General features: G+C 36.3%; 17 protein-coding genes. 2 read left to right on the top strand and 15 right to left on the bottom strand.

The genetic code is table 11. The features are described from left to right. Nucleotides 1-77 precede the first annotated feature (77 nt). Together GTO82_RS00085 and GTO82_RS00080 are read left to right on the top strand one after the other, a co-directional pair. A complete protein-coding gene (locus tag GTO82_RS00085; protein WP_180873347.1) occupies nt 78-1220 on the top strand; it encodes an Mbeg1-like protein in 1143 nt (380 codons plus the stop codon). A 206-nt stretch (nt 1221-1426) separates the two neighbouring features. Beyond that, on the top strand, nt 1427-2704 hold the full coding sequence (locus GTO82_RS00080) for an ISL3 family transposase (protein ID WP_180873346.1): 1278 nt from the start codon (nt 1427-1429) through the stop codon (nt 2702-2704). 49 nt (nt 2705-2753) lie between these two features. Here GTO82_RS00080 and GTO82_RS00075 read toward each other — a convergent pair whose 3' ends face one another. From GTO82_RS00075 to dnaA, 15 genes are all read right to left on the bottom strand, one after another. Continuing rightward, a complete protein-coding gene (locus tag GTO82_RS00075) occupies nt 2754-3638 on the bottom strand; it encodes an ROK family protein (RefSeq protein ID WP_180873345.1) in 885 nt (294 codons plus the stop codon). A gap of 97 nt (nt 3639-3735) precedes the next feature. Continuing rightward, nucleotides 3736-5109, bottom strand: coding sequence for a replicative DNA helicase (gene dnaB, locus GTO82_RS00070; protein ID WP_180873344.1), 1374 nt, complete (start codon nt 5107-5109; stop codon nt 3736-3738). A 2-nt stretch (nt 5110-5111) separates the two neighbouring features. Next, a complete protein-coding gene (rplI, locus tag GTO82_RS00065) occupies nt 5112-5567 on the bottom strand; it encodes a 50S ribosomal protein L9 (RefSeq protein ID WP_003651632.1) in 456 nt (151 codons plus the stop codon). Nucleotides 5568-5578: 11 nt separating this feature from the next. Further along, nucleotides 5579-7597, bottom strand: coding sequence for a DHH family phosphoesterase (locus GTO82_RS00060; protein ID WP_180873343.1), 2019 nt, complete (start codon nt 7595-7597; stop codon nt 5579-5581). 107 nt (nt 7598-7704) lie between these two features. Then, entirely contained in the window at nt 7705-8622 is a 918-nt protein-coding gene (locus tag GTO82_RS00055) for a magnesium transporter CorA family protein (protein WP_180873342.1), read from the bottom strand. Between the two features lie 93 nt (nt 8623-8715). Further along, the gene (gene rpsR, locus GTO82_RS00050; protein ID WP_003649728.1) at nt 8716-8952 is read right to left on the bottom strand and encodes a 30S ribosomal protein S18; all 237 of its coding nucleotides are present in this window, start codon (nt 8950-8952) and stop codon (nt 8716-8718) included. A gap of 24 nt (nt 8953-8976) precedes the next feature. Next, a complete protein-coding gene (ssb, locus tag GTO82_RS00045) occupies nt 8977-9495 on the bottom strand; it encodes a single-stranded DNA-binding protein (protein ID WP_180873341.1) in 519 nt (172 codons plus the stop codon). Between the two features lie 33 nt (nt 9496-9528). After that, nucleotides 9529-9825 (bottom strand): 30S ribosomal protein S6, encoded by a 297-nt coding sequence (gene rpsF / locus GTO82_RS00040; protein ID WP_004896331.1) that lies wholly within the window; start codon nt 9823-9825, stop codon nt 9529-9531. Nucleotides 9826-10011: 186 nt separating this feature from the next. Then, nucleotides 10012-12501: a DNA gyrase subunit A gene (gene gyrA, locus GTO82_RS00035; protein ID WP_180873340.1), complete on the bottom strand. Its 2490-nt coding sequence runs from the start codon at nt 12499-12501 to the stop codon at nt 10012-10014. A gap of 10 nt (nt 12502-12511) precedes the next feature. Further along, the gene (gene gyrB / locus GTO82_RS00030; protein WP_180873339.1) at nt 12512-14479 is read right to left on the bottom strand and encodes a DNA topoisomerase (ATP-hydrolyzing) subunit B; all 1968 of its coding nucleotides are present in this window, start codon (nt 14477-14479) and stop codon (nt 12512-12514) included. Continuing rightward, complete coding sequence (recF, locus tag GTO82_RS00025; protein ID WP_180873338.1) at nt 14480-15604, bottom strand: DNA replication/repair protein RecF; 1125 nt, start codon at nt 15602-15604, stop codon at nt 14480-14482. Between the two features lie 3 nt (nt 15605-15607). Then, the gene (gene yaaA, locus GTO82_RS00020) at nt 15608-15823 is read right to left on the bottom strand and encodes a S4 domain-containing protein YaaA (RefSeq protein WP_180874048.1); all 216 of its coding nucleotides are present in this window, start codon (nt 15821-15823) and stop codon (nt 15608-15610) included. A 153-nt stretch (nt 15824-15976) separates the two neighbouring features. Further along, nucleotides 15977-17692 (bottom strand): IS1182 family transposase, encoded by a 1716-nt coding sequence (locus GTO82_RS00015; protein WP_180873337.1) that lies wholly within the window; start codon nt 17690-17692, stop codon nt 15977-15979. Between the two features lie 148 nt (nt 17693-17840). Next, nucleotides 17841-18971, bottom strand: a complete 1131-nt coding sequence (gene dnaN / locus GTO82_RS00010; protein ID WP_004898276.1) for a DNA polymerase III subunit beta — start codon at nt 18969-18971, stop codon at nt 17841-17843. Nucleotides 18972-19151: 180 nt separating this feature from the next. Beyond that, nucleotides 19152-20516, bottom strand: a complete 1365-nt coding sequence (gene dnaA / locus GTO82_RS00005) for a chromosomal replication initiator protein DnaA (RefSeq protein WP_004898273.1) — start codon at nt 20514-20516, stop codon at nt 19152-19154.

The following is a 20516-nucleotide window of genomic DNA, read 5'->3' as shown; positions in this document are numbered from 1 at the left end:
TGTGTTCTGCTTTTATCTTTAAGCCAAAAAGCATTAAAATAAAAAATAATATAACCCTTAATGAGAGGACTTTTATCTTGGGTAAAATACTTGATTATGTTCGCTGGCGAGGAGACCTAACACTTGATCGAGAACCATTTAATAGTTTAGATGCTGGACTTTTTGCCGCATTTGCTTATCTTCCTTTTGATTCTAGTGTTAAAGGGCATACTCTCGAAGCAGCTACAAAACGTTTAATACAAAAAAAGACATTAATTCATTCAGATAAAGTAGAAGCTCAATTAATCAACCTTAGTGATCGATATAAAAATATGCGCTTTTTAGACTGGTCTCATCTTTCCCAGAAAAAGCCACCAGTACAGTTCACAGCCATGACAATTGAATTAGATCCTCAGACTATTCTAGTAGCCTATCGAGGAACTGATGGATCCATGGTCGGACTGAATGAAGATGTAGATATGAGTTATCAGCCAGAAATTTTTGGACAAAGTGTAGCAGCAGACTATTTAGATAAAATTGCCCAGACTTATCCTGATAAGCAAATTTATACTACTGGTCATTCAAAAGGTGGAAATTTTGCTGCTTATGCTATCTCTGCTGTTTCACCTAAAATTCAAGATCAAATAATAAAAGCATATAGTTTTGATGGTCCTGGGTTTATGAAAGAAACTTATGATCAACTAGAATTTCAAAGAGCTATTCCCAAGATGATTACCTATGTTCCCGAAGGATCAATTTTTGGAATGATGCTCGATCATCCTGAACGTGTCATCGTAGTTAAAAGTAAGATGAAACATTTAATGCAGCAACATAATCCCCTGCATTGGGAAGTTGCTCGAAATAGCTTTGTTATGGCTCCTGGTCTCAGTAATGCTAGTAGAATTATTAGGAGTACATTTATTTCCTGGAATACAAAAATTCCACGTGAAAAACGTGAAGAGCTCTGGCTTGCTTTCTTTACTGCTCTAGAATCCCAAAAAATTACCGATGCTAGCCAACTAACAACTAATAAAATTCGTGGCGCAATCCAATTTAGTCATGCTTATCTTTCATTAGATCCCAAAACTCGCTTAATTGCTAATGAAATAGTATCTGATATTACCACAACCGCACGTCAATACATTAATCTTCCATTTCTTAACCATACTGAACATCTAGAGCCCCTTGGCAACGACTCAAGTAAAGGACCAATTGTTGATGATTCATATGATGGAAGTTAAATTTGTTTCATGTGAAACACAAAAAAGGCAACTTCAAATGAAGTTGCCTTTTTACTATATATTTTTGGCTGTATAATTTTTCCTGTTGATGAATATCTATGATATTCTATCGACAGGATTTTTTTACGTAAAAAAAGAGGCCATAGTCCTCTCTTACTTAAAATCCTTCTTCGACCAATTCAATTAAGTGTATGGAGATTCAAACTATGTCCTCTTTAAATGATTATATTAAATTTACTCTTGATATTGAAGATAAAAACATTATTTTTTCTGATTATTCAAATGAAAATATTAACGGTAAGATTTACAAAATATATTTAGCTGAGCTGATCCAGCCTACTTGTCCTTATTGTAGTTCTACTAATCTTAAGCATAACGGTCATTACGTTTCTAACGTTCGTTTCATTACTGCTGATGCTAGTAAGCCCGTTACTATCAGATTAAGAAAACAACGTGTTCTCTGCAATGACTGTTTAAAAAGATCTATGGCTCAATCTAATCTGGTTAATAAAGGCTCCTATATCTCTAACACTTCTAAGCGAAAAATACTTTCTGCTCTTACTGAAGATCGTTCAATGACCAGCATTGCTAGAGAACATAATGTATCTGTCAACACGGTTCAAAGAGTATTAGAAGCCTGCTCTTCTAAGTTCTATGATGACTTTGATCATCTCCCTGAACACTTAGCCTTTGATGAATTCAAAGGTGTAGGCAAAAAGCTTCACTTTATTTGTCTAGATGGTGATACTCACAAAGTTGTTCAAATTCTTAGAACTCGTTTCAAACCTGATATTCTACGCTATTTTTACAAGTTCACTCCTAAAGCTCGTGCAATGGTTAAAACAGTAACTATGGATCTTAATTGTTATTATCCTTTAGTTGCTAGAGAATTATTTCCAAATGCTCAGATAGTTATTGACCGTTTTCATATGGTTCAAATGCTTACTAGATCGTTTAATATTTTCAGAGTTCAAATCATGAAGCAATTTAAAAAGCAAAGCCATGAATATAAGCTTTTAAAGTCTCCTTGGAAGCTTTATCTCATGAAATATGACAAACTTAATAAGACTACTCCCTACTACGATTGGCACTTTAAAGACTCTCTCACTCAGGAACATGTTGTCTTAGATGGTTTAGATTGTGACCAAACCTTAGAAAATGCTTATTGGGTTATGCAGGACTTTATGACTGCTATTCAGGATAACGATGAAAAGAAAGTTATCCATCTACTTCATTCAAAACAAAGTGTTGGTAAACAAATGCATCAAACACTACTGACCTTTAAGCATAATTATTCTGGTGTCCTAAACGGTATTACCTCAACTTATTCTAATGGTTGTCTTGAAGGAGTTAACCGCAAGATTAAACAAATTGAACGTACTGCTTATGGCTATAGAAATTTCAAACATTTATTAATTAGAATTAGACTCGAAGAAAATATTATAAAAGAAAAGGAATCAAACAGCTATTTCTTAGCTGCTTAATTCCTTCTTAAAATTATCCATCAACAGGATTTGCAAAAGAGCCATATTTTTATTGATTTTTCAAAGCTTCCTTAGCTAGTTCAAAGTCACCTAAAGTGGCAGAACCATTATCTTCAACTGCTGGACGTACGATTAATTCGTCAACGTCTGGCGTTGCAACATAATTATTATTAAATTCTCTAAAGAATCCACGAACTCGGACCAAGTCTTGATCATTGAGTACTGAGCCGCCAACAACCATTACATCTGGGCGCATAGTCATGTAAGCATTGAATAATAATTGAGCTACATAGTATGAAACGTAGGTAAATACCTTATGGTCTCTAGGTAGTTTTTCACCTGGAATACCAGTTCTTCCTTCTAGAGAAGGTCCAGCTGCCATTCCTTCAACACATTTATTCCCATGAAATGGACATTTCCCAGTATAGTTGTCGCCAGGGTAAGGAGTGACTAGCATGTGGCCCATTTCTGGGTGATTATTTAAACCAATAAATTTACCTGCTTGTACCGCGCCGGCACCAACTCCTGTTCCAATTGTTACATAGAAATAAGTCTTAGAATCATCTTTTCCACGTGCAATATACTCACCATAACAAGAAGCATTCACGTCCGTAGTCATTACCACAGGAATACCTAGTTCTTTTTCAAAAGTGCCTTTAACATTGGTTCCTGACCAACCACGCTTAGGTGTATCTAAGATATAACCAAATGTTCTAGAATTTGGATTGATGTCAATTGGACCAAAAGTACCAATTCCCAAAGCAGCTACTGGGTGCTCTTTAAAGAATTCAATACTTCTTGCTAAAGTTTCTTTTGCATCTGTTGTTGGAATTCTCTTCTTAGCTACAATTTTGCCAGTTTCTGTATCTTGAACTGCCAAGATAAATTTAGTTCCACCAGCTTCAATACTACCGACATATTTATTTTCTACCATTCAACTTACACCTTCTCATTCACTTAACTTTACTAAAAAGATATACTTTTAACTATTATAGTATAGCTAATTAATAAAACGCTTACAAACCTTTTTTTTAAGCCTCGCTATGAGTATAGTCAAGATTTGAAAAACGGTTATATGGTTTAGAGAACATTAATTTAACTGTTCCACGTGTACCAGAACGGTTTTTCTCGATAATTACTTCTACTTCGCCGTTATCTTCTTCTGCTTCTACTTCGCCCTCATCATCTTCGTCGCGCTCATCACGATAATAATCATCACGATAAAGGAAGGCAACAATATCGGCATCTTGTTCAATAGACCCAGATTCACGAATATCAGATAAAACTGGGCGCTTATCTTGACGTTGTTCAACTGAACGAGAAAGTTGTGAGAGGGCAATAACAGGAATATGTAGTTCTTTAGCTAATTTCTTTAATTGACGTGAAATTGCAGAAACTTCTTGTTGACGAGATTCACTGCGTGGTCCTTCAATTAGCTGCAAGTAGTCAATTACAATTAAGCCTAATTTTCCCTTTTCTTTAGCTAATCTACGGGCTTTAGCTCGAATCTCACTCATTTTAATTCCTGGCGTATCATCAATGTAGATACTGGTATTATCTAGTGAACCAGCTGCTACAACTAGCTTACGCCACTCTTCATCAGTCAGTTGACCGGTTCTAAGATGCTGTGAATCAATTAGTCCCTCAGAAGCTAGCATTCTTTGAACTAATTGCTCAGCTCCCATTTCAAGAGAGAACATAGCAACAGTTTTATCAGTCTTTAGTCCAACAAATTGTGCCACATTAAGAGCAAAAGCAGTTTTACCAACCCCAGGACGAGCGGCCAAGATAATTAATTCATCATCGTGAAAACCAGTTGTCATCTTATCTAATTCAGAAAATCCAGATGGTAAACCAGTCACCATATTTCCATCATCAGGAATTGAGTTAATTTCTTCCATAGCCGTGTTTAATACATCATGAATAGATTTGAACCCACCACTTGCATTATCCTGGGAGACCCCCATTATTTGGCTTTCTGCATCATCTAAGATATCAGTTACATCATCAGAGCCTTCAATTGCATTTTGAATAATCCTTTGACTAGTAGAAATTAGATTTCTAAGAATAGCTTTTCGCTTTACAATTTTTGCGTAGTAAGTAACATGGGCTGCTGTTGGAGTTGCCATTGATAGTTCTGTAACGTAGGCAATACCTCCAATATCATCCACTTGATTATTTTTCTTTAACTCATCTTGTAAAGTAACTGGGTCAATTACTTCCTCACGATCTGAGATATTAAGCATTGCCTGAAAAACAATTCTATTTGCATGTTCATAAAAATCATCAGGCTGTAATACATCTGAAGCATCAATAATTGCTTCCGGATCTAAAAAGACGGCCCCTAGGACCGCCTTTTCTGCTTCACTATCATGGGGAATTTGTTGAGAAACAACATTATCCATTATTAGTCTTGCTCCGTAATGTGAACGCGAATTACTGCTTCTACGCCTTTAAATAATTTAACAGGTACATTTGTATACCCTAATGATTTAATTGGTTCTGGAAGCTCTAATTTACGCTTATCAACCTTGATTCCGTATTGCTTTTCAAGTCCTTCAACAATCTTCTTACTTGAAATAGAACCAAATAAGCGAGAATCAGTACCAGCCTTAGACTTAAAGTTAACAATAGTTTTGTCGTCTTCAAGTTTTTTCTTAATATCTTCAGCAGCAGCCTTTTCTGCTTCATAAGCATCTTTTTCAGCTTTTTGAACACGTTTTAAGGTATTTAAGTTAGAACTAGTAGCTTCTTTAGCGTATCCATTTTTAATCAAGAAGTTTTGAGCATAGCCATCAGGTACGTTCTTAACTTCTCCGCGTTTACCTTTACCCTTCATGTCTTTAATAAAAATAACTTTCATAAGTTTCACTCCTATTCATTTTCTTTGAGATAGTCATTAATTGCTCCCAAGAGCTTAACTTTAGCTTCTTCGATTGTTATCCCCTTGAGCTGAGTTGCGGCATTAGATAAGTGCCCGCCCCCGCCTAGTTTCTCCATAATTACTTGAACGTTAACATTACCCATTGAACGAGCTGAGATACCAACTGCATCTTTACTCCGTCTAGTTAATGCAAAACTGGCATCTACATGTTCAAGAGATAAAGCTGTATCGGCTGCTTGAGCAGTAATAATGGGATCATAAATCTTATTTTCTTCACCCACTAAGAGAGCCATATCTGGTTCAATCATGTCAATCGTAGAAACTAAGTGACTTCTTTGCAAGTAATTATCGATATTTTCTTTCAAAAGTTCAGATACAACTTGCGTATCTGCTCCAATTGACCGTAAATAACTTGCTGCATCAAAAGTTCTAGTTCCAGTTCTCAAGGAGAATTCCTTTGAGTCGACTGTAATACCAGCTAGCATAGCTGATGCTTCTAAATCAGTCAAGACACCTTCTCCGCCTTGAGGTTGGTACTCAATCATTTCAGTTACAAGCTCACAAGTCGAAGATGCATACGGCTCAATGTATACCAGCATTGGATTTTCAGGGAATTCTTCCCCGCGGCGGTGGTGATCAATAATAATTAATCGATTCTTCAATCGGTCGTAAAGTTCTGGATCATAAGTAATACTGTACTTAGAGTGATCTGTTAAAACTAGTAAAGACTCATCTGTTGCTTCTTCTAAAGCATCTTTAGGCGAAATAAATACATCTTTATCTATACCGGCAGCTTGCATTTTGGCAATCAAACGTCCCACATCATAATTAACGTGATCAACATCTAAAACAACACTAGCTTTTACACCATGAATTCGAGCAATTTTTACAATTCCAATTGCAGATCCAATCGCATCTAAGTCAGGATTTCGATGTCCTTGAACAAAAACATGGTCAACGCCCTTAAATAATTCTACCAAGGCCTGAGAAACCATTCTAGCTCTTACCCGAGTTCGTTTCTCCATTGGATTAGATTTTCCACCATAAAAATGAGCTTCATGACCCGATTGTTTTACAACAACTTGGTCTCCACCACGTCCTAAAGCTAAATCTAAGTTGGATTGAGCTTGATCAGCAATTTCATTTAAGCTTTCTGAGCCAAATGCAATCCCAATAGACAAGGTCAATGGCATATTCTTTCGACTTGATTCAGTTCTAACTTTATCCAAAATAGAGAACTTATCTTCTTCCATCTTGGCTAAATCATGCATATGCGTCAGCAAAATAAAGTGATCTTCATCAATACGTTTAAGATATGAATTAAATTGTCCAGCGTAATTGCTGAGGGCATTTTGGACATATGAACTCATATTTGTTAAGTTCTGATCACTCATAGATTGGCTTAGTTCATCATAATTATCAATAAATATTAAGCCAATTGCTAATCTCTCCTGTTTATACTTTTCCTCAATATTGGCATAGCGCGTAATATCAAGTAAATATACGACACCCAAGTCATCTTGGACAACCATTTCAAACTTGCGGTCGCCCCATTTAATAATTTTGTTTTGATTGCTATTTGACTTAATAGCATCATTAACATATTTAGCTAACTCTTTATCTACAGATGAGATAGAAGAGCCAATAATATCTTTACCATGCAAATACATTTGCAGATAAGGATTAATCCATTGAATTTGTCGATCTTTATCATAAAGCATAATTCCAAGAGGCATTTTAATCATCGCTTCTTGTTCCCCACGCTTTATGCGGTATGAAAGATTAGCAGCATAATTATTAGTATTCCCGGCTAGAACATAAATTCCATACATTACAAAAATAATTGTTAAGATAAATAACAGCACCATGGCTAGTCCAAAAAGCGGACTAATTAATGTCCCAATAATTGCTCCTAATAAGGACAAAACAAGGACAATAATCAACGATGCTGTTAAACGTGTATCTTTAACAAATTCAGGCAATTCTAATTTGCGTAAAAAGCCTTTCATTGAAATTCCTTCCTGTTTATAGCATTAATATCATCAAAAATAATATACTGCATCATTTTATATTATACATCAAAAAATGCCTGCTTATCATCTAAGCTAAGCAAGCATTACAGCATATTATGTCGACGTAGATACCAAAGCAAAATTGCCATTACAATAATCGAACCTACCATAATTATTACCCAATCAAATGGATTATGAAAAATAGGTAAGTCAACATTCATCCCAAAGAATCCTGTTACAATTGTTGGAATTGTTAAAAGAAGTGACCACACAGTCAAAAACTGCATAGTATTGTTCAAGTTATTATTCAGAATATTGTTGGACGTCTTAGAAATTTCTTCAGTCACTTCACTATAAATTTTGATCATCTGTGAAGATTGCTGAACTTCAATGATAATATCATCACACATTTCCTCTTCAGAAGCATTCATATGAAGTCCCGACTTTTTATTTTTTAGACTTTCAAGCATCATTAGATTAGTTCTAATTGAGCTAGATAAGTAAACCAAACTTTTTTCAACTTGTGATAATTCTTGTAGGTCTTTATTATGAATTCGCTTACTTAAGTTATTATCCAAGACTAGTCGTTGACTGTTTAGCTGGCTAAGTGCCCTTTGAAAGTATTTTGTAACAGCAAAAAGAATAGCAAAAATTAATTCTTTTTCACTATGAATATGCTCATCGGGGCGTTGCCTAAATTCTTCAATCATATAAGTTGTATCAGGAGAATGAACAGTAAAAAGCGTATGGTCGACCATTAAAAACTTAATTGGTAAAGTCGTAAAATGATCTGCATCAGCTGTTGGCCAAACTGGAACATCGTAAACCAACAAATCACTGTTAGTAATATAATCATGATCAAAGTGAGGACGTTCGTGAAGGTCGGTAATATAAGAGATAATTTCTGATGTTAAATCAAAATCATCTTTTAGTAGCCTAATATCATGATCGTCACAGTTATAAATATCGTACCATTTGTAGTCAAAATCAATGTTTCCGGCTAGTTTTTGCTTAATAATCATGACAATCCTTCCATTTACTTCTTTTATAATACCGCAAAAAACAAAATAAAAAGAGTAGCATAAGCTACTCTTTTTATTAATTGTGATCTGTTATTAGTCTTCTGCGACGAATGGCAATAAGCCCATAACACGAGCTCTCTTAATAGCAACAGTCAACTTACGTTGATTCTTTGCGCTAGTGCCAGTGACACGACGTGGTAAGATCTTACCTCTTTCAGAGATAAAACGTTTCAACAAATCAACATCCTTGTAGTCGATGTAGTCAATGTGGTTAGCTGCAATAAAGTCAACCTTACGACGACGACGGCCACCTCTTCTTTGTTGAGCCATATCAAAGATCCTTTCTAATTAAAATTAAAATGGGAGATCATCATCTGAGATGTCAATTGTGCTACCTGAATCTGCAAATGGATCTTGCGGTTTATTGCTTTCTCCACCAGCAGGAGCATTATTCATGCTTGGAGCACTTGATCCACCAAAGTTATTGGTACTTGGAGCATTTCCTCCTTGGGGAGCAAAATTGCCACCATTAGTCTGACGATTTTCACGATCACGACGTGATTCTAGTAAAGAGAAATTATCAATAATGACTTCAGTCACGTATACTCTCTTACCGTCTTTATCATCGTACGTTCTAGTTTGAATCCGACCTTGAATACCAACTAATGAACCTTTTGAAGTAAAGTTAGCAAAATTTTCTGCTGCTTTACGCCAAATTACACAGTTGATGAAATCAGCACCACGTTCACCTTGACTATTGGTATATTGACGGTCAACAGCTAGAGTAAACGTAGCAACTGAGATTCCACTCCCGGTTGTACGTAAATCAGGATCACGTGTTAAACGGCCAACAAGTACAACATTATTAATCATACTTTTGTCCCCTTCCTAATTCACGAAAACAAATTACTTGTCTAATTTTACAGTCATTGAACGTAAAATTTGGTTATCAATACGAGAAAGACGACCAAATTCATCAACTGGTTCAGAGTTTTCTGCAACGAAAGTCATAATGTGATAAGTACCTTCACGGTATTTTTCAATTTCGTATGCGAAACGTCTCTTACCCCAATCTTTAGATTCAAGTTCTTCAGCACCGTTGTCAGTAACAACTTTATCGAAACGATCGATCAATGCTTTCTTTGAATCTTCGTCAATATCAGGCTTGATGATGTAAGTAACTTCGTACTTAGTTTTTGCCATAATAATTGCACCTCCTCTTGGACTAAATGGTTCTTGTTAAAATCAAGAACAAGGAGTAATGAATAATATTACTCACAATGCTTGATTTTATCACATAAATAAAAAATTACCAAATATTTTTTCACGTGATCCTGAGTTTTATTACTCAATTATTATTACGCAAAAAATTTGGTAATTTTTTATTTATTAATTTTCTTCTACTGGTTCTTCTTCAGTAGTGGTTTCTTCGTCTTCATCCCTAGCTTTAGGAACAGCAGTAATACTTGCTACTTGTGCACCATCGTCAACCTTGATTAAACGTACACCCAATGTAGCTCTTCCAGTTTGAGAAACATCGTCCACATCAAATCGAATCATGACTCCCGCACTGGTAATTAGCATAATATCTTCATCGCCATTAACTACTGTTACACCGGCTAAAGGACCGTTCTTTTCAGTAATGTTTGCAGTCTTAATTCCTTTACCGCCGCGTCCCTTAACTGGGTATTCAGAAGCTGCAGTACGTTTTCCATATCCTTTTTCAGAAATTACTAATACTTCTGAATCAGGTTCTAGAATATCAGATCCAACGACATAATCGTTATCTCTTAAATTGATTCCACGGACACCAGCTGCTGTTCTTCCCATCGAACGAACATCTTTTTCATTAAAGGTAACTGCATAACCTAAATGGGTACCGATAAGAATATTTTGTTTTCCATCGGTAGTTAAAACATTATTCAGTTCATCCCCGTCTCGCAAAGTTAAGGCAATTAACCCACTTCGACGAATATTCTGGAATTCGCTGACTTTTGTTCTTTTAACTGTTCCCATCTTAGTAACAAAGAAGAGATAATTATCGTCTGCTCCTTCAGGTACATTGATTACAGCTTGAATTTTTTCACCTTTATCAAGTTCCAAGAGATTAACTATTGGCAAGCCCTTAGCATTTCTTCCAAATTCTGGAATTTCATAGGCTTTCTTTGAGTAAACCTTACCTAAGTTAGTGAAGAATAGTAAAAAGTCATGGGTACTTGAGAAGATTAAATGGTTGATGAAATCATCATCTTGAACTCCCATTCCCTTTATTCCACGTCCACCACGGTTTTGTACCTTAAATTCATCCGCTGGCATACGCTTAATGTAGCCATTGTGAGTTAGAGTTAAAAGAACATCTTTTTGTTCAATTAAATCTTCATCTTCAATTGAAACAGCTTCACCTTCGGCAATCTTAGTACGACGATCATCACCAAAACGCTTTTGAATATCAAGTAACTCGTTGTAAATAATCTCATCAATTCGTTCTGGTTTAGCTAAGATATCTTTGTAATCTGCTATTTTTGCTTGCAAATCTTGATATTCAGTTTCAATTTTATCGCGCTCTAAGCCTGTTAAACGAACCAATCTCATATCTAAAATAGCTTGAGATTGACGATCGTCTAAGCCAAAGTTTTGAATTAATTGTGCCTTAGCAATATCGCTATTTTGTGAACCGCGAATAATCTTAATGATCTCATCGATATGATCAAGGGCAATTCTTAATCCAGCTAAAATATGTGCTCTAGCTTCAGCCTTCTTTAACTCAAACTTAGTTCTACGAGTAATAACATCTTCTTGGTGGTGAAGGTAGTACTCAAGCATTTGCTTCAAAGTTAGGAAATGCGGTGCACCATTAACAATGGCTACCATATTCATTCCGAAGTTTGCTTGCATTTGGGTTTCTTTAAATAAATTATTCAAAACCACACTAGCACTTGCATCACGGCGAATATCAATGGTAATTCTCATACCAGTCTGGTCTGATTCGTCTCGTACACCAGTAATACCATCAATTGTCTTTTCACGGGCTAAATCAGCTATCTTTTTAACTAATTCAGCCTTATTTACTAAGTAAGGAAGTTCCGTAACTACAATTCGCTCGCGACCATTTTTTTCAGTTTCAATTTCAGTCTTTGCCCGAACAACGATATTTCCTTTTCCTGTTTCATAGGCGCGGTAAATACCTCCGCGTCCCATCACAATTCCACCAGTTGGGAAATCAGGACCAGGAATCACCTTCATTAAATCTTTAGTAGTAACATCGGGATTATCCATCAACATGTGAATGCCGCGAATTACCTCTGCCAAATTATGTGGTGGAATATTTGTTGTCATACCAACTGCAATACCACTGGCACCATTGACAAGTAAGTTAGGAATTCTTGCTGGTAATACTACTGGTTCATTTTCTGTATCATCATAGTTACGTTGCCAATCAATAGTTTCTTTATTGATATCACGAAGCATTTCAACCGCAATCTTACTCATTTTTGCCTCAGTATAACGCATTGCGGCTGGCTCATCCCCATCGACAGAACCAAAATTTCCGTGTCCATCAACTAGCATGTAACGATATGAAAAGTCCTGAGCCATGTGGGCCATAGCTAGATAGATTGAAGAGTCACCATGCGGGTGAAACTTACCCATAACTTCCCCAACAATTCTGGCACTCTTCTTATATTGCTTATCTGGTGTAACTCCTAATTCATGCATTCCGTAAAGAATACGACGTTGTACAGGCTTTAAACCATCTCGAACATCAGGTAAGGCACGAGCCACAATAACTGACATAGCGTAGTCTAAGAAGGATGTACGCATGGTATAGGTTAAATCAACATTACGTATTCTATGATCTTGAGGTTGATTTTCGTTAGCCATCTAAAGCCTCCTAAGCATCTAAATTCTCAACGTATTTAGCGTTCTTTTCAATAAATTCTCGTCTTGGACCTACTTCATTACCCATCAAGAGGTCAAATATCTTGTCAGCATCTTCAGCATATTCAGGACTTACTCGATCTAAACGACGATTTTCTGGATTCATCGTAGTTTCCCATAATTGCTCTGGATCCATTTCTCCTAGTCCCTTATAACGTTGAACAATTGGTTTAGGACTTGGTTGCAAGGTACCTAAGTAATCATGCAATTCTTCGTCGGTATCGAGATATTTCTCTACCTTACCTTGGCGAACTTGATATAGAGGCGGACGAGCGATATAAACATACCCTTTTTCGATCATTGGACGCATGTAGTTGTAAAAGAGAGTCAAAAGCAGAGTTCTAATGTGAGCACCATCGACATCGGCATCTGTCATAATGATCAACTTATGGTATCTTGCCTTTGAAACATCAAAATCAGCACCAAATCCTGTACCTAAAGCGGTAAAGAGGGATCTAATTTCTTGGTTAGCAAGTATTCTATCCATTGAAGCTTTTTCAACGTTCAGAATCTTACCTCTAATTGGCAAAATTGCTTGCGTTAAACGAGAACGTCCTTGCTTTGCAGATCCACCGGCAGAGTTACCCTCAACGATAAATAACTCTGAAATACTTGGATCATTACTGGTATTGTCAGCTAGTTTTCCTGGCAAGTTAGCAATTTCAAGTCCTGATTTCTTACGGGTAACTTCACGTGCACGCTTAGCAGCAGTTCTAGCTCTTTCAGCAAGTTGTCCTTTTTCAACAATCTTACGACCAACAGAAGGGTTTTCCATTAAGAAACGACTAAACGTTTCTGAAAATGCTCGGTCCACTGCAGTTCTGGCATCTGAGTTTCCAAGCTTAGTCTTAGTCTGACCTTCAAACTGAGGATTAGGGTGCTTAACCGATACAACTGCCGTAATTCCTTCACGAATATCCTCACCAGATAAGTTGTCATCTTTATCTTTTAAGATTTTAGCCTTATGAGCATAATCGTTAACTACACGAGTTAAAGCGGTCTTAAAGCCTGCTTCGTGCATCCCACCTTCATAAGTGTGAATATTGTTTGCGAAGGTCATTAAAGTTGTTTTATAGCCATCGGTGTATTGCAACGCAACTTCAACATCAATACCTTCATAATTACCTTCAACATAGATGGGTTCATCAAATAATACTTCTTGACCTTTGTTTAAAAAGGCAACGTATTCTTTGATCCCGCCTTCAAAATGGTAAACATCGGTCTCAGCACTTTCTTTACGCTTATCGGTAAAGGTTAATTTTAAGCCCTTGTTTAAGAAAGCAAGTTCACGAATTCTATTCTTTAAAATTTTATCGTCGAAAGTTGTAGTTTCTGTAAAAATATCTGGATCAGGATAGAAACGAACGGTCGTTCCATGTTCTTCAAGAGGTACAGTTCCTACTTGTTTCATTTCGTCTACTACACGGCCATGATCAAAAGAAATTGCATATTTCTTTCCATCCCTCATAACAGTAACATCAAGTTTAGTTGAGAGGGCGTTTACTACAGAAGCACCAACACCGTGAAGACCACCAGATACTTTATATCCGCCACCGCCGAATTTACCACCAGCATGCAAAACAGTAAATACAGTTTCTAGGGCTGGACGACCTGTTTTAGCTTGAATATCAACCGGAATACCACGTCCATCATCTTGGACTGTAACACTGCCATCTTCATTAACAGTGACTTCAATCTTAGTTGCAAAACCTGCTAATCGTTCGTCAATACTATTGTCAATAATTTCCCAAACAAGGTGGTGTAAGCCTTGGCTACTGGTTGAGCCAATGTACATACCTGGGCGTTTTCTAACTGCTTCAAGTCCACCTAGAACTTGAATTTGACTTGCGTTATAAGTATCAGCACGCTTTTCAAAATCTTTAGCTTTATTTAATGCTGCCTTGCTCTTATCTTCTGCCATTTAACTCTCCTTTGTACTGATCGTTCCAGCAGAAATGTGATAGACCTTAGGTTCTTTCACGATTTCCCAAGAAATACCTTCTAAATCTGTTGTTGTGATAAAAGTTTGCGTTTTTCCATGAATATAATTCAGTAAACTGCTCTGTCTTCGATGATCTAATTCGCTCATTACATCATCTAAAAGTAAAATTGGATACTCTTGTGTCAATTCATGTACTAATTGAATTTCAGCCAACTTTACACTTAAAGAAATCGTCCGTTGCTGTCCCTGAGATGCAAAATCATGGGCATTTTTATCGTTAATTAAAAAATCCAAGTCATCTCGATGGGGGCCACTTAACGTAGTTCCCTTTCGAATTTCATTAGGACGATTTTTTTTATAACTAGTAATAACTTTTTGATAAATGGTCTCTACATCATCATCTGGGGTAATTTCCTTAACTGATGGCCGATAAAAAATCTGCAATTTTTCAGCTTGACCACTAATCTCACTATGCGCAATTTGAGCATATGAATTAAGCTTTTGGATGTATTTAATTCTTCTCGAAATTATCTCTGCTGCAATTCCTGCCAGCTGATCTGACAACACATCTAAAAAAACTAGATCATTTGCCTTTTTTATGCTCAATTGCTTCAAGTAATTATTTCTTTGTTGCAGTACCTGCCGATACTGACTTAGAAAATATAGATATTCTGAATTAATTTGCCCAAACTCTAAATCCATAAAACGTCTTCTAATTGATGGAGCTCCTTTAACCAGTGCTAGGTCTTCGGGAGAAAACAAAATTGCATTCATTTGTCCTACATAAGCGGAAAGCTTCTTTTGCTCTAGTCTATTTACCCAGGCTTTTTTTCCGTTTGGCGTTAAACGCAATTTTAACTCTACTTTTAATTGACTTTTATGAACTTTTCCTTGTAAGCCCGCAAATTTACTTCCAAAACGAATTAATTCTTTATCGCTATTTGTTCGATGAGATCGAGTTAGGGCCAAAAAATAAATCGCCTCAAGTAAATTAGTTTTTCCTTGGGCGTTTGGACCAATAAAAATATTTACATGAGGGTCAAAATTTATCTTTAGTTCTTCAAAATTTCTAAAATCTTTTAATTCAAAGTTTGCAAGATACATCGGCTACTCTGAAAAAAATTCATACTCTTCTCCAGCCAAGTTCAGTACATCTCCAGGATGTATTTTCTTTCCACGGCGATCTTCTACTTCACCGTTCAACTTAACAGGATTTTCTTTTAGATACCATTTAGCTTGACCACCAGAAGATATCACACTCTTTTCTTTTAAAAACTGAGCCAGCGTAATATATTCTCCCTTAATTGTGAATTTTTTGATAATATCACCCCATTTACCTTGTCATACCTAGTCATTATACCGTTTTTTTATGTGAAATTCAATTTTATGACGTATTGTAGCCTTTTTTAAGCCGCTTTATTCCAATTTAATATGACTATACTTAACTAGATAAAAATTCGCTTAATCAGCCTAAATTTAGCTTTTAAATACAATGCAAGAAGTGTCTGGGAAAAAACTAATTCTCAGGTACAAAAAGACGATCAAGCCAACTCTTAATTTGAGTAGCTTGACCGTCTTTTTTTTTCTATTTTTATTTGCACATAAAGCAGATCGGTCTTTGGACCATCTTCTGTGCCAATACTTGCTTAAGTTCATCATCATCAAGGCTATTCCTACATCAGTTTCAACCTTCTTTTTACCTCTTAGATGAGTTCGGCGCATGCCAAAGACGTTCTTCAAATGTCCAAAAACTGGCTCGACATCATACTTTCTCATGCTGTAGATGTGCTTGCCTTCAGGACTTTGAAGAACTTCTTTTGTCTTTTCTTTTAAATACTGCCAGTTAGGATTATAACGTACTTGCCTTTGACGGCCGCTTTTTGTTTTAGCTAAGCGTTCCAATTCTGGTGTGATTTGGAATTCATCTGCTTCATATATCTTAAAATCACGAACCTGACCAGTAGAGTGGTCCTTGCGCTGGCTATAATATTTGAAATTGAATCTAACGCCGTTTTGATCTAAATAATAATCATCTTTTTCATTGTAGAACCAGTTAGACAGCCGGCTTGGATCATTTTTGTACTTTCTGGTTTGTTCCTTTTCATACATGGTGTAAGGAATGAAATACTCTTTGTCTGAATACTTTTCTTCCAGCTGTGTGTAATTATATTCACTCCCATAGCCAGCGTCGGCGACAATCTTGTCAAACTTATCTAGGACCGTCATCTGTTTCAAAAAAGGCTCCAGCGTCTTGAAATCAGTTGGATTAGGATATAAGGCAAAATCAACCACGTACTGATCCGTCGTAGCCGCTTGAATATTGTAGCCTGGCTTAAGCTGGCCGTTTTTCATGTGGTCTTCCTTCATATGCATGAAAGTCGCATCATGGTCTGTCTTGGAGTAGCTGTTGCGTCCAGCAAAAATCTTCTCGGCTTCCTCGTATTTTTTCATTCGGGGCAGATAGTCTTTTTTCAAGCGATGAAGATACTTTTTAAGTCCACGTCTTCTCGCTTTTCTAGGCGAGCCACCTGGGATAGCTTTTGGTTCTTGCTCAATTTCTTTAGTCAGTTTTTCAATTTCAGCTTCGGTTTCTTGGGCTAGTTCTGCTAAGCCTTGACTAGTTTGAACTTTTTCTTTTTCCATTGCTTTAACCACTTCTTGGGCAACCAATTCATCATAAAGCTTGACTGCTTGATCTTTTAGCTTTTCATGAAACTTTTCAACAGCTTTACGCCAAACAAAAGTATAGCGATTGGCATCCGCTTCAATCTTGGTGCCATCAATAAAGATAGTCCCTTCATTGATTAAACCCTCTTGTTCTAATAAGTTGGTAAAGTACAAAAAGCTTTTCTTAATGAGCTGATTGGCATGCTTGCTAGATCTAAAGTTATTGATGGTATGGTAAGAAATCTTTTGATGTTCTGCCAATACCATCATGGGCAGGTTTTCTTCCAACATTAATTCGATCTTTCGGCCTGAAAATACTCTTCTGGAATAAGCAAAAAGCAGAATTTTAAGCATCATGGCCGGATGATAGGCTGGACGTCCAGTTTCGGCAGTATCTCCCAATAAAACATCTTCTGGAATTGAATCGACAAACCAGCTGATAACAGTAGCTAAATGATTGTTAGGAATAGAGAAGTCTAAATTAAGTGTTAAAGCAGTTTGACCTGTGATATAATTTTGATACATTGAGATTGCCTTCTTTCATTTTGTTTTGTGGTGATTCAATAATAGCAAGGAAGGCACTTAAAGTACATAAAAAGAACGATGAAATCCAAAATGGAAATCATCGTTCTTTTTTCATGTCTGAGAATTAGTTTTTTCCCAGACACATAAATTAAAATGTTCTAACTGGCGTGATTAATTGAGTGAAATTAACATCTTGTTTTGCCGGTATCACTGTAAATGGTCTTAGCGGCTGGGTAAAGTTCATAATAATGGAATCAGTAATAGAGGCACGTAAAGCTTCTCTTAGATAATCAGGATTGAAGGAAATAGTTAATCCCTCTCCTTCAAGATTCTTAAAGCCAATTTCTTCTTCCACATTTCCTATCTCCGGTGAATCACCTTGGAGTTTAACCAATTGATTTTGAACATCAAGAGTCATCTTAACCACATTATTACGGCTTTCGTGAGTAAGAAGACTGGCACGTTCGAGAGAACGAGCTAAAACTGGTAATTCAAATTCAACTGATGTTGTAGATTCAGTTGGAATTAACCGATCAGTGTCTGGATATTGTCCATCAAGTAAACGTGAATAGAACGCAATGTTTCCAACTTCAAATAAAACTTGATTTTCACCAGGATTTACTGTGATTTCGGGATCACTTTCTCCGATAATTCGGGATAATTCTACTAAGCTCTTTCCAGGAATAATTAAGTCAGTACTTGTTTGAGGACCATTTTCTAGAGAAATTTGACGTTGAGATAGTCGGTGACTGTCGGTAGCAACTGCTTTAATTGATGAATTGTTGAAGATAAAGTTAACACCAGTTAAAGTTGGACGACTTTCTTGAGTAGCGACTGCAAAAACAGTTTCGTTAATAATTTCTCTAAATGTTTTACCAGAAATTTTGAATGATGCATCAGTAGAAATTTCTGGTAAGTGTGGATAATTGTTTGCATCTAAACCATTAATCATGAATTCGGTATTTTCAGAAACAATTTTTGTTTGAAAACTTTCTTTTACTTCAAATGAAAAATCTTTACCTGGTAATTTTTTTACAATTTCACTGAAAAATCGTGCTGGTAGAACGATCGATCCCGTAGATTGAACAATTAAATCATCGTTTACTGGGATTTGAATTTCAATAGAAATGTCAGTATCACTACCGGTTAAAGTAAGCATTTCATCTGTAAGGGTAAGTTTTATACCACTTAATATTGGAATAGTAGCACGTGAAGAAATTGCACGCATAGCATTATTTAGGTTTTCGAGGAATAAATTACGATTAATTGTAAACTGCATCGTTTACCTCCTGTGAAATTATATGTAAGTTGTTTTATTTAATTATATATTTAAATACTTAGAAGTAGTAGTAGGGCCAGTGGAATCTGTGGGAAAGTAGCCAAACACCTGAATAAAACACACTTTTGCATGTTTAATAAATGTGGACAAAGTTAAAAGTTATCCACATGTTATTAACTTTTAGTGTTCAAGCATAGCCTTTAAATCATACACAGCTGCTTTAATTTCAGCATCAGTTTTTAAGGCACGCGAAATTTTATCGCAAGCATGCATTACAGTTGTGTGATCCTTACCGCCAAATTCCTGTCCAATTTTAGGCAAACTAGAATCTGTTAACTCACGAGACAAATACATTGCAATTTGTCGAGGAACAACAATTTGTTTTACACGCTTCTTACCCTTTAGTTCAGTAGTTGAGGTTTGGAAATAGTTGGCCACAACTTCTTGAATCTTAGAAATTTGAAGCCCCCTATTTTTTTGTACCAACTTTAAGTCAGCTAGAGCCTCTTTGGCTAAGTCAACATTAATATCTTCGCGCTCAATTGTTGCATGGGCTTGAACTTTAACTAAAGCTCCTTCGAGTTCACGAATATTGGTATCAACTTGTGAAGCAATATAGTCAAGGGTACTGTCGTCAATTGCTAGGCCATCGGTTTCAGCCTTTTTTCGCAAAATCGCAATTCTAGTCTCTAAATCTGGAGGCGTAATTTCAACTTGTAGTCCCCAAGCAAAGCGTGAAACTAAACGTTCTGATAATTCAGGAATTTCGGTTGGTAGACGATCACTAGTCATAACAATCTGTTTTTGATCATTATAAAGGGTTTCAAAAGTATGGAAGAATTCCTCCTGGATTCCCTCTTTTTTAGAAAAGAATTGAATATCGTCTACTAATAGGAGATCACAGTTCCGATACTTATTACGAAATTCAGCCTGAGTTTTGTTTTTTATTGAGTTAATAAAATCATTTACGAAAGTTTCACTCTGAATATAAACCACTTTTGCATGTGGTTTTTCAGCCAACATCTGGTGTCCAATGGCTTGCATTAAGTGGGTTTTACCTAAACCGACCCCACCAAAAATAAACAAAGGATTGTAAAAACTTCCCGGATTATCAGCGACTGCTAAGGCTGCACCCGCTGCCAGCTTGTTTCCCTCACCTTGAACAAAGGTATCGAAAGTATACTTGCTATTTAGTTGAAGGTCTTGAGCAAATTCATCTCTGCGATTTTCTAATATTTCTTGATTAGTTTTAATTCGTGGTTGTGGTGTAACTAAACGTTCAGGACCTTCTTTACCTGCAACTTCAAATTTAGGTTGAATTTCCATGTCGGCATAAGCATATGCTTCTTGAATGAGTTGAGAAGCTAAGTTCTTTTCCCAGTATCCCTTTGCAACGGGTGATTCAACAGCGATTATCATTTCTTTTGTCTTTTTATTAAAGGAAATTGGTTTAGTATTTTTAAACCAAGCATTATAGGCAACCGTGCTGTAGCTTTTTTTCATCTCAGCATTAAAAAATTGCCAAAATTTATCTAGATCAAACAA

Source organism: Lactobacillus johnsonii (genome assembly GCF_013487865.1).
Classification (GTDB): domain Bacteria; phylum Bacillota; class Bacilli; order Lactobacillales; family Lactobacillaceae; genus Lactobacillus; species Lactobacillus johnsonii_A.
The sequence above is the reverse complement of the archived record's forward strand: the minus strand, read 5'-3'. Positions and strand labels throughout refer to the sequence as shown.